We start from the raw sequence: 9855 nt of genomic DNA, 5'->3' as shown, positions 1-9855 counted from the left end.
GGCCTGGGCGGCGGGGCTCGTGCCGGGCCCCGGCGGCCTGCACTCCCGCGTCGACCGGGACGTGATGGTGGCCACCGTCCAGGAGAACGCGCAGCGGCATTTCTGGGACGACTGGAACCGGGTGCGCTGCCCGGTGCTGGTGATACGGGGCGAGAACGGCACGATGAAGCCGGACGAGGCGGACCGGATGCGGGACCGGCACCCCGCGACGCGGATCGGTGTCATCCCGGGCGCGGGCCACGACGCCCACCTGGACAACTCGGCCGCGGTGTACGGGGAGATGGCGGCCTTCCTGGCGTGAGCCCCCGTGGAGGACCGGTGTAAGGTCTGGACCCTTCACACGAGGGGGTCTCATGCTGTTCCGTAACGCTGCCCGCACGACCGTCGGTACGGGTGCCCGTGCCGACGCTCACCGTCCGGTCCGAACGGGGCTGCGCGCGGGCGCACTTGTCGTGGTCGTGGCCGCGGCGCTGGTGTCCTGCACCCAGGCGTCGAGCGGCGGCGGCCCCGGCGCGGACGTCCCGAGCAGGTCGGCGGACCCGGCTGCGGACCTGGCCCGGAGCGCCGAGAACAAGGGGAGCGGCGAGAACGCCGAGAACGCGGACCGGGCCGAGCGGGAGGCCGGCGAGGCGGAGCCCACGGCTGTCCCCTCACCCGCCCCCGCCCTGGTCCGCGACGCCTTCGCGACGCTCCAGGCGACGCTCGGCGAAACCTGCACCCCGGGCGCGGGCGACTGCGCCTACTTCCTCGGCCGGGTCACCCGGGAACTCACCGAGCTGGACGAGTCGATGCGGGCGGACGCCAAGGGCCCCGGCCACTTCAAGAAGCCGCTCGCCGACATGAAGGTCCTGTTCGACAAGCTGGGCGAGGACCGGACCGAGGCACACCTGGAGAAGCACTTCTCCGAGATCGTCGGCACCCGTGACGGCATCAACACCTGGATGCAGGACCATCCCGACGACTACCGCTGATCTCGGCCCGCTCCCCGGCGCGGTTCAGTCGCGTGAACCGTGCGTACGGGCGCGGGCAAGGCGCCGCCGGGCAGGCGGGGGTTTGACCACAGTGCCTAGGACGATGCCGCCCGCGTCCGGATGGTCAAGGGGTTGACGAAGTCGCCCTGACCGGATTTGTACTGCTGCTCGTGGAAGCGCTGGCCCTCGCCCGATCCGTACATCCGGAAGAACCACTTGGTCTTCCAGGCCTTCTCATCCATGCCGAGGGCCTGGTACTCCTGCTGGGCCTTCGTGCGGGTGACGTTCGCGAGTTCCTGGATCATCGTCGTGATCCGGTCGCTCTCGAACATGCCCTTGGGCGTCTTGCCCTCGCGGTTGGAGAACCACCCCTTGGTCTTCTGCGTGTACTCCGAGAGCAGTTTGCTCTCCAGGTCGTGCAGCGCCTTCTGTGCCTGCTGGTTCCGGGTGTAGTTCTCCAGTGTCACCCAGTCCTGGCGGTCGGTGCTGCGGGCCACGACTCCGGCGAAGTGGTAGTTCCAGACGTCCACGGCACTCCGGTCGGTGGAGGTCTCGCCCTCTGCGGCCGTCGCGTAGTCGATCTTCGCGTCGCTGCCGATCGACAGGGTCGCGAAGGCTTCGCCCACCTCCGGCCGGGCGTGGTTGTTGATGCCCAACTCCCGTGCGGCGTCGTCGGCGTGGTCGGGATGCTTGCGCAGTCCGGATCCGTACTGCTCGGCCACGGAGGTGTCGGAGTCGTCCCCGGTCTTCTCGCGCACCGAGTTCGCCGCGCGTCCGGCGATCGCAGCGCCGTTGCTTTCGCTCCAGGACATGGGGGGTGAGTCCCCCTGAAGCACGATCTCCATCGCGTGCTTGCCGATCACCTTGCGCGCCACGTCGATGCACTGCACCTTGATCAGGTCGGCGAATCCCGAGGCGCTGGCCTTCTTCTCATCGCCGCTGACCACGGGCTTGATCCGTATCAACTCCCCGTGCTGGGTGCGGATTCCGCCCCCGGCCGATATGAGGGTGTAGGCGCTGTGGCGTTCCTTCAGTTCCGCGACCGACTGCTTGAACACGTCGGGTGACGCGTAGAACTCCTTGGGTTCACGGTCGGTGTCGTGGACGGCGAGCGTGCCGTCGTCCGAGATCAGCAGAGAGACGTCTCCGGGGTGGTGTGCCTGGACGTCCATGTGGTCGACCTGGTGCTTGATCAGTTTCCCCGGCGACTCGCCCGGTCGCAGCACTCCCTCGGACCCCTGCGTCACGAAGTGGTCGACCTTGTCCCACGTGCGCTCCTGCTCCTCCGAGGGTGCGCTCACCACGCCGGTGGGAGCGCCGCCGGACGCGTACCGCTGCACGGCAGGCAGCTCGGGCGTTCGATGCCCGCAGTCCTGAGCGTGCTGATGCTCCTCCGCACCCCCTGCGCGTCCGTGCCCCGCCCTGCGGAGCATCTCGACGGCGGCGGCGTTCCCGGCCCCGGGCTGCTGGGAGAGAAGCCCGGCCGGGGTCGCGCCGAGCGCCCCCACGGGCGACCTGGCGCTGGACGACTGAGGGGTGCGCCGCCGCGCCACCGGCTGGTTCTGCGGCAGGTCATAGGGGCGTGGGGTGTGCATGAATCTCCTTCTCGGGGGAGCGCGCCAGCCAGATTTACGGGGATCCGTCCGGCCGGGCAAGGTCCCTGAGGGCAGAGTCGGTGCCCTGCCGCAGAAGGAAATGCGGCCGTTACGTTCCCTTCGAGGCAGGGGCCGGTGTCGGACTCGGTCCGGGCTCGGGCGCGGTGACCGTGAAGCGGACGACGGCGGTGGCGGCGTGAACCTTGGTGTCCTTCACGAGAACCCGGTACGTGAACGTGTCCTCACCGGCGTACCCGTCGGCGGGGGTGTACGTGACCGAGGCCCCGGACACCACGGCGGTTCCGTGCCCGGGCGCGGTGTCGATGCTCAGGGCCAGATCGGCCGCGTCGTAGGCGTCGAGCAGTGCGGCTCCGGCCCCGCTCTCCAGGATGATGGAGTCGTTGTCCAGGACGTCCACGTCCAGGCTGCTGCCCGTGTCCACGTTCTGCTCGTCGTCCATGAGGGCCAGCGCCCGCTTCACGGAGGGCGACGACCCGGCTGACGCGGCACCCTCGTCCCCGCACCCCGTCAGGACCAGCGCGAGCGCGCCCGCTCCGGCCGATGCCCGTATCCGGAGGGCCCCGCGCCTCGGTCGCCGTGCCTGCTTCCTCGTCTGCATGTGGTGCCCCCAAGGCCGAGCTCTGTGCGGTGGAGCAGCCGATGTTCGCAGTGCGCCCGGGCACACATCAGGGGCATGCGGGAAGCGAAGCGGAATTGTGATGAGAGCGTGCGTGAAGCGTGCAGGAGGGGTCGGGGGGAGGGCGGGGAGACGGTGTGGTGAGGAGGCGCGGAGGCGCGGAGGGCTGCCGCTACCGTGTCCATATGAGGGACCGTCCGACCGGCATCGACGAAACCGCGCTGGCCTCCGTCCTCGGGGCCTGGGACATCGAGCCCGTCACGCTCACCCACGCCCCGGTGGGCTTTGGGGACCACCACTGGGTCGCCGCCGAGGCCGACGGCCGGCGGACCTTCGTCACGGTCGCGGACCTGGCGCACAAGCCGCACTGCGGACCCGACACGGCCACGGCCTGGACGGGCCTGAGCCGCGCCATGAACACGGCGGCCGCACTGGACTCCGCACTCAACACCCCGTACGGCGAACCGGCGTTGGTGGCCCCGCTGCGGACCGGAACGGGCGAGACCCTGCTCCGCCTCACCGACCGGTACGCCGTGAGCGTCTTCCCGTACGTGGACGCGCCGACCGGCCGCTTCGGCCAGCTGCTGGACCCCGGGGCGCGTCGCGGACTGGTGGAGCGGCTGGCCCAACTACACGGCACGAAACCCCCCTTGACGACACCGGCCCACCACCCGGCCCTGCCGGACCGTCCGCTGCTCGACGCGGCGCTGGCCGGTCCGCCGCGCTTCCGGGCGGAGTCGGGCCCGTACGCGCAACGGTGCGACGTCCTGCTCGCCACCAACAGCGCAGCTCTACGCACCACGCTGGAGCGCTTCGACAGCGGTACGGCACGGCTCACGTCCGCCGCGTCGACCGCCCCCACCGTGGTCACCCACGGCGAACCCCACCCCGGCAACAGCCTGGATCCCGGCGGTCGCACCCTCCTGATCGACTGGGACACCGTCGCCCTCGCACCGCCCGAGCGTGACCTCTGGCTGGCCACCGACACCCCGGCGGAACTGTCCCACTACGCCGAACTCACCGGCCACCACCCGGACCCCGCCCTGCTCGCGTACTACGAACTCCGCTGGGCCCTGGACGACATGGCGGCCGCCCTCGGCGTCTTCGGCACGCGGCACACGGACACGGCCGACACGCGACAGACGTGGGAAGGCCTGGTCGACGCGGTGACCGCGCTGGCGGACAGGCGGCGTTAGCGAGGGCCGCCTCCCCGCCGGGCGGGGAGCCGGGAACGGGCCCTCGATCGGATTGCCCCGGCCCCATGAGCGGCCCTGTTCCGTGCGGGAGGGCGCTTCCCGTTCAGCCGCGCTTGCGGGCCTGCCGGAAGAGTTCGGCGACCGTTGGCTTCATCGCGTACTGCGACGGGTCACCCTTCCACCAGTAGAAGGGGTAGTTGCGGTGGGATTCGCGGTGAGGCCTGGCGATGCCGTTGAGCGCCCCGGACAGGGAGCTGCGCCCCGTGAAACGCCCCTCGCTGCGCTCGCAGATCTCGTCGGCGTCCAGGAGCTGGCCGGGGAGGTCCATGAGGAGGTCCAGGAAGAACCTCACCTTGGGGGGCGCCGAGTGGTAGAGGGCCTCGGCCCTTTCGAGGTCGCTCGACAAGTCCCATTCCTTGCCGCCGCGTCCGCCCCCCGAGTGCTTGTCCCACATCGGGTGGCCGTCGCTGAGCAGCAAGGGCATGGAGGCGGGCCGCGCCGCCGACGGGCTGCTCTCCTGGCTGCCGTGGAGTTGATTGCGGAGCTGATCAAGAACGGCATGGGCCTGCTGCGGAGCCAGCCTGAGTTCGATGCCGGATCCGAGGTTGATGGTGATCAAGACGTGTCCCCTCTGACTCGCCTCCGGTCGAAGCGATCCAGAAGGCATGCGTAAGCCTTGCATCACTTCCGCGTGAAGGTCAAGAGCCATTCATCGCTTCGGCATGGCTTCGGCTGTCGAGATCGAATCCGCAGGGGAGGCGGGACGCGCAACGGCGCACGGCGGTAGTCCGGTTGCGAGCTGGGTGGTGCGCGGGGGCGCAACCCGACTCCGCCACGGGCCGCCCGCTCGGCGAGCTGGCACGGAGCCTGGAGATCAAGGGCCGCACGTACCAACTGGCCAAGAAGCAACTGATGGAACACGGTTACGTCCACGAGTGGCGGGCCCAGGCCGATGGCGGACGCTGGGCGACGGAGCAGCTGTTCACGAACACGCCGCTGACGAGCGACGAGGCCAGAACCGTACGGGCGACGCTGGAACCGGACGGCGGGCGCGCGCCGGGAGTGGCGGCTGCCGCTTCGCCGCCGCCGGCTAAGCGGTATCCGACGGTCGGCGGACCGGCTTCCCGGGCGGCCGGTGGCTATGAACCGGAGGAAGACCACAGTGATAAGACCACTCCTCACCCACCCTCCGAAGCGGAACGACCGGAGCAGCGCCGAGCGCAACCGGGACCGAAACCGAAACCGGAACCGGGGCTGAGGCCGGAACCGACGCCGGAACCGGAACCGGAACCGACGCCCGAGCCGACGCCGGAGCCGACACGGGAACTCCAACCCTCTGTGGCCGATTCCACCCCGGCACCCCACGCGGCCCCGGCGACCCACTCTGCCCCGGCACCCCACCCCGCTTCCCAACTGGCCAAGGCAGAAAGGCTGCTGCTGTCGCTGCGCCACTCGCGCCGCGAGCTGTTGCTGGGGGTGCGGGAGGCGCGCGGGCTGGCGGTGGAGGCGGTGAAGTGGCTGGAGGGCGGCCTGTCGGAAGAGGATGTACGGCACGCGCTCCTGGCCGCCGGGCCCGAGGGAGGGGTGCACTCGGCGGTGGGCTTCCTGCGCCACCGTCTGATCCAGAAATGCCCGGTGACCCCGCTGTCCGCTCCGCCACCCCCACCGCCCGTCAGGGAGCTGATCGCCTGCGCGGGCGAGGGGGAGGAGCACGTCTTCCGCCCGCTGGGCGACGAGACGCTGTGCGTGGACTGCCGCAGGGCGGCGGCGTACGCGAGCTGGATGGTCGACACGGACACGTACGACTTCCCCGAAAACATGACCTGGAGGCAACGCGTCGAGGCGGTACGGAGGGCCGACGCGCTCCGAGCCGCGCACTTACCCCAGGACGACGCGGGCGGCGACGGGCAGATGGTCGCTGCCGGTGGCGGGCAGAGTGCGGATGTGGTCGACGGTGGCGGAGCGGGCCAGGACCTGATCGATCCGGGCCAGCGGGAGGGAGGCGGGGAAGCTGAAGGCGAAGCCGCGCTCGGCCACGGCCAGGCGTGAGGTGAGAGGCGCCAGCCCCCGGTCCTCCACGGTCCCGTTGAGATCCCCGAGCAGAATCACCGTATCGATGCTCTCGGCGGCGATGGCACGCCCGAGCAACTTGGCACTGGCGTCTCTCCGTTCGGACGCGAGCCCACCCGTGCCGACCCGGACGGAGGGCAGATGGGCGACGTACGCCGCGACGTCCCCGTACGGCGAATCGACGACGGCACGCACGCCACGGCTCCACCCTTCAGCGATGCCAGGGGGCTTGATGTCGACTACCCGCTCCCCGCTCAACGGGTACTTGGACCAGAGCCCGACGGTGCCCCGGACGACGTGATGCGGATAGTCGGCGGCGAGAGCCTTCTCGTACACGGACAGCTGCGGAACCACCAGCTCCTCCAGCGCGACGAGATCGCCCCCGGCCTCGATCAGCGCCCGGGCGGTCGCCGCCGGATCACGGTTCTCGTCGCTGACGTTGTGCTGCACGACGACGAGCTCCCGCCCGCCGCCTTCCGCCCCGGGCAGGAGCAACCCACCGAAGAGGTGCACCCAGACGCCCACAGGCAGCAGCACCGCCACCAGGGCAACGGCGGACCGCCGCACCAGAGCGAGCACCAGCAACAGAACGACGACCACGCCGGCCCACGGCAGGAAGGACTCCAGCAGACTCCCCACCCGCCCGACCGCGTTGGGCACACCCCGGTGAAACGCCATCCCCCCGGCCAGCACCACGGCAAGCCCGGCGACCACCCGCCCCCGCCGGCCGCCGCCCGCGCCGGGAACTTCCCGCTCCGCTACCGACGCCGCACGAGGGGCCCTACCAGGGTCTGCCTGCTCCACCATGTCTTCCCGTCCGCTTGGTCCCGCTTACAGGACGAGTGACCGGGCGCACAGGGTTCCGACCTCCCATCACGATCTGGAACAGGGAACAGGAGACCAGGTCCGCATTTGATTCGGCCCACGGAAGCCGGAGATCATGTCGGCTCAACCCGAGGCGCCCGGGAACGGGACCGCGGGAAACGGGGATATCGGGGACAGCGGGGAGAAGTTTTACGGTGGCGTGGGACGAATGGGAGCAAATCAAAGCTGACGTCGCGGTGAACGGGTCGGCGCACATGCAGCTGAACCAGGCCCCGGCGGAGGGCGGATCCACGGGCGGCGCGACTTCGGGCGATCTGAAGTCGAACAGGAAGACGTGGGTGAAGGCCGGCGAGGGAGTCACCGGACTCAAGGACGGCGTCGGCAAGGCGCTGGCGAAGCTGGCCGACGGTCAGACGGGCCTGGGGGACACCACCGGGTCGCAGAGCGCGGCGGCACAGAAGGAGCTCTACGCCTCCTGGAAGAAGTACGTGAGCGATGTGAGCAGCCGCTGTGAAGCGTTGGGTGGGCTTCTGCGAGGAGCGGGCCACGATCTGTCGAAGTCCGACGAGGAGGCCAAGGCAGAGCTGGAGAAGCTCAAGGTGAAATACGGGGACACCGAGGCCGTCGGCGGCCAGGCGAAGGAGAAGTGAGTCCGGTCATGGACCTTGCGACGCTCAAAGCCTTCAAGCCGTCGGAGTACGAAGAGGCCGCGGACGGCTATCGGACAACCGGTGACATGGCCTCCGAGGCCAAGGACGCGATCGACAACCGGATCAGTGTGGAACTCCGCAACCAGCTGGAGGGCGACGCGGCGAAGGCAGCGGTCGAGGAACTCAAGAGCCTTTCGAAGAACTTCCACTACACGCAGACCGAGTGCGGCCTGGTGAGCACCGCGTTGAACGGCTTCGCCTTCGACATCGCGGTGGCCAAGCGCAAGCTGGAAGCGGCCATGGAGGACGCCCGGGCCGACGGCTGCACGGTGAACGCGAACGGCTCCGTCTCGTATCCGGCGGGCAGGAAGCCCGGCGATGAGAAGACGGCGGACGGCGGCACGGTGACCGGGAGCGCGGGGGGCAGCCCGACGTCCGACGCGCTGGAGCGCCAGGCGATGAACATCCACCCGAACCCGTACTACGGCAGGGCGATGGCGTACGCGAACCGGATCGCCGACGCTCTGGAAGAGGCCACGGACGCGGATACGAAGTGGGCGCCGAAGCTGCGTGCGCTGAAGGCCGACGACGACTTGAAGGTCTCCCACCGGGACTGGGCGGACGCCCAGTCGGACACGGGCGGAGTCCGCGAGGCGGGCAAGGCCTATCTTGACTCCCTGCCGGAGCCCCCGAAGGATGGCACCCCGAAGGACAACGCGGCCTGGTGGAAGGGCCTCAGCGCGGACGAGCAGTCGGCTCACCTCACCTTGAACGCCGCTTCGGTCGGGGCGCTGGACGGTCTTCCGGCCGTGACTCGCGACGAGGCGAACCGTATGGTGCTGGCGCAGACCAGGGGTCATGTGGAGCTGGAGCTCGCCAAGATTCCAGAGCCGCCGAGGTATTCGCCCAACCCCAATGGAACGTACCCAGCTGTCATCCAGAACGACAGCTGGACCAAGTGGAACGAGAAGCACGGTGAGCGGCACGCGGAGCTCACCAAGTCGAATGAAGGCATGAAGAGCATTCAGGCGCGGTTCGACAAGACGGGCGAGGAAGGCCTGCCGGAGGCGTACCTGCTGGGATTCAGCACGGAAGGCAACGGCAGAGCAATCGTTGCGAACGGCAACCCGGACACAGCTGATCACCAGGCGGTCTATGTGCCGGGTACGACGTCGAACCTGGGTGGCATCGATGGTGACATCAACCGCATGGTCAACGTGTGGCGCGCAGCAGATGGTGCGCCTGGAAATGAATCCGTTTCCACGATCACTTGGCTCGGCTACGACGCGCCGCAGAGCATCGTGAAGGACTCCCCGTTCAGTCATTACGCGAATGACGGCGCCCCCGCTTACAACCGCTTCCTCGACGGCTTGGATGCCTCGCGTACCGCCGAGTCGGACCCGCACCGCACCGCCATTGGCCATTCGTACGGGACAACGCTGATCGGGTCCGCAGCTCGGCAGGGCGAGTTGAACGTGGACGACGTGATCCTCGCAGGCAGCCCCGGAGTCCAAGTGAGCAAAGCCGAGCAGTTGGATGTTCCCGAGGGACGCGTCTGGAACCAGGAGGCCGACTGGGATGTGGTTCCGGACATCGGGCGATTCGGGCACGGTGGGACCGACTGGGACGGTGCCTGGGTCATCCCCAGCGACCCGATCTTCGGCGCCAACCAGATGACCACGGACACAAATGGACACAGCGATTACTGGAAAGAGGGAACGGAAAGTCTGTGGAATCAAGGCATGGTTGTGGCTGGCCGCGGTGATGAAGTCGAGTTGAAGCCAGTTCCCCCGGCACACTCAAGGGGGCGGTAGCGATGTCCGGCGTTCCTGAAGAGGCAATCGAACGTGTGGCTCCCCGTCACTCAACCGAAATGACCGGCTTGCGATCCGGTCCGACTCACCGAGGTTC

9 protein-coding genes are annotated in these 9855 nt (G+C 69.2%); 5 read left to right on the top strand and 4 right to left on the bottom strand.

Annotated features, from left to right (window positions below; genetic code table 11):
* The coding region (locus CR470_RS18505) for an alpha/beta fold hydrolase (protein ID WP_218923774.1) at window positions 1–301 on the top strand (301 nt) is incomplete at its 5' end.
* A gap of 52 nt (window positions 302–353) precedes the next feature.
* Window positions 354–971: a hypothetical protein gene (locus tag CR470_RS18500; RefSeq protein ID WP_373561427.1), complete on the top strand. Its 618-nt coding sequence runs from the start codon at window positions 354–356 to the stop codon at window positions 969–971.
* Between the two features lie 95 nt (window positions 972–1066).
* Here CR470_RS18500 and CR470_RS18495 read toward each other — a convergent pair whose 3' ends face one another.
* On the bottom strand, window positions 1067–2566 hold the full coding sequence (locus tag CR470_RS18495; protein ID WP_143663839.1) for a DUF4157 domain-containing protein: 1500 nt from the start codon (window positions 2564–2566) through the stop codon (window positions 1067–1069).
* Window positions 2567–2675: 109 nt separating this feature from the next.
* Window positions 2676–3026, bottom strand: a complete 351-nt coding sequence (locus CR470_RS18490) for an Ig-like domain-containing protein (protein ID WP_257138789.1) — start codon at window positions 3024–3026, stop codon at window positions 2676–2678.
* 362 nt (window positions 3027–3388) lie between these two features.
* Here CR470_RS18490 and CR470_RS18485 point away from each other — a divergent pair, with 362 nt between their 5' ends.
* Window positions 3389–4399, top strand: a complete 1011-nt coding sequence (locus tag CR470_RS18485) for a phosphotransferase (protein WP_097868684.1) — start codon at window positions 3389–3391, stop codon at window positions 4397–4399.
* 103 nt (window positions 4400–4502) lie between these two features.
* Here the strand turns inward: CR470_RS18485 and CR470_RS18480 are convergent, their stop codons facing one another.
* A complete protein-coding gene (locus CR470_RS18480) occupies window positions 4503–5018 on the bottom strand; it encodes a DUF6416 domain-containing protein (protein ID WP_097868683.1) in 516 nt (171 codons plus the stop codon).
* Between the two features lie 1259 nt (window positions 5019–6277).
* Entirely contained in the window at window positions 6278–7147 is an 870-nt protein-coding gene (locus CR470_RS18475; protein ID WP_257138788.1) for an endonuclease/exonuclease/phosphatase family protein, read from the bottom strand.
* Window positions 7148–7548: 401 nt separating this feature from the next.
* Between CR470_RS18475 and CR470_RS18470 the strand changes: the two genes are divergently transcribed.
* The gene (locus CR470_RS18470; protein ID WP_097868690.1) at window positions 7549–7944 is read left to right on the top strand and encodes a hypothetical protein; all 396 of its coding nucleotides are present in this window, start codon (window positions 7549–7551) and stop codon (window positions 7942–7944) included.
* Between the two features lie 8 nt (window positions 7945–7952).
* The gene (locus CR470_RS18465; protein WP_097868681.1) at window positions 7953–9758 is read left to right on the top strand and encodes an alpha/beta hydrolase; all 1806 of its coding nucleotides are present in this window, start codon (window positions 7953–7955) and stop codon (window positions 9756–9758) included.
* The last annotated feature ends 97 nt before the right edge of the window (window positions 9759–9855 follow it).

Source organism: Streptomyces sp. rh34 (assembly GCF_002551245.1).
GTDB lineage: Bacteria > Actinomycetota > Actinomycetes > Streptomycetales > Streptomycetaceae > Streptomyces.
The sequence above is the reverse complement of the archived record's forward strand: the minus strand, read 5'-3'. Positions and strand labels throughout refer to the sequence as shown.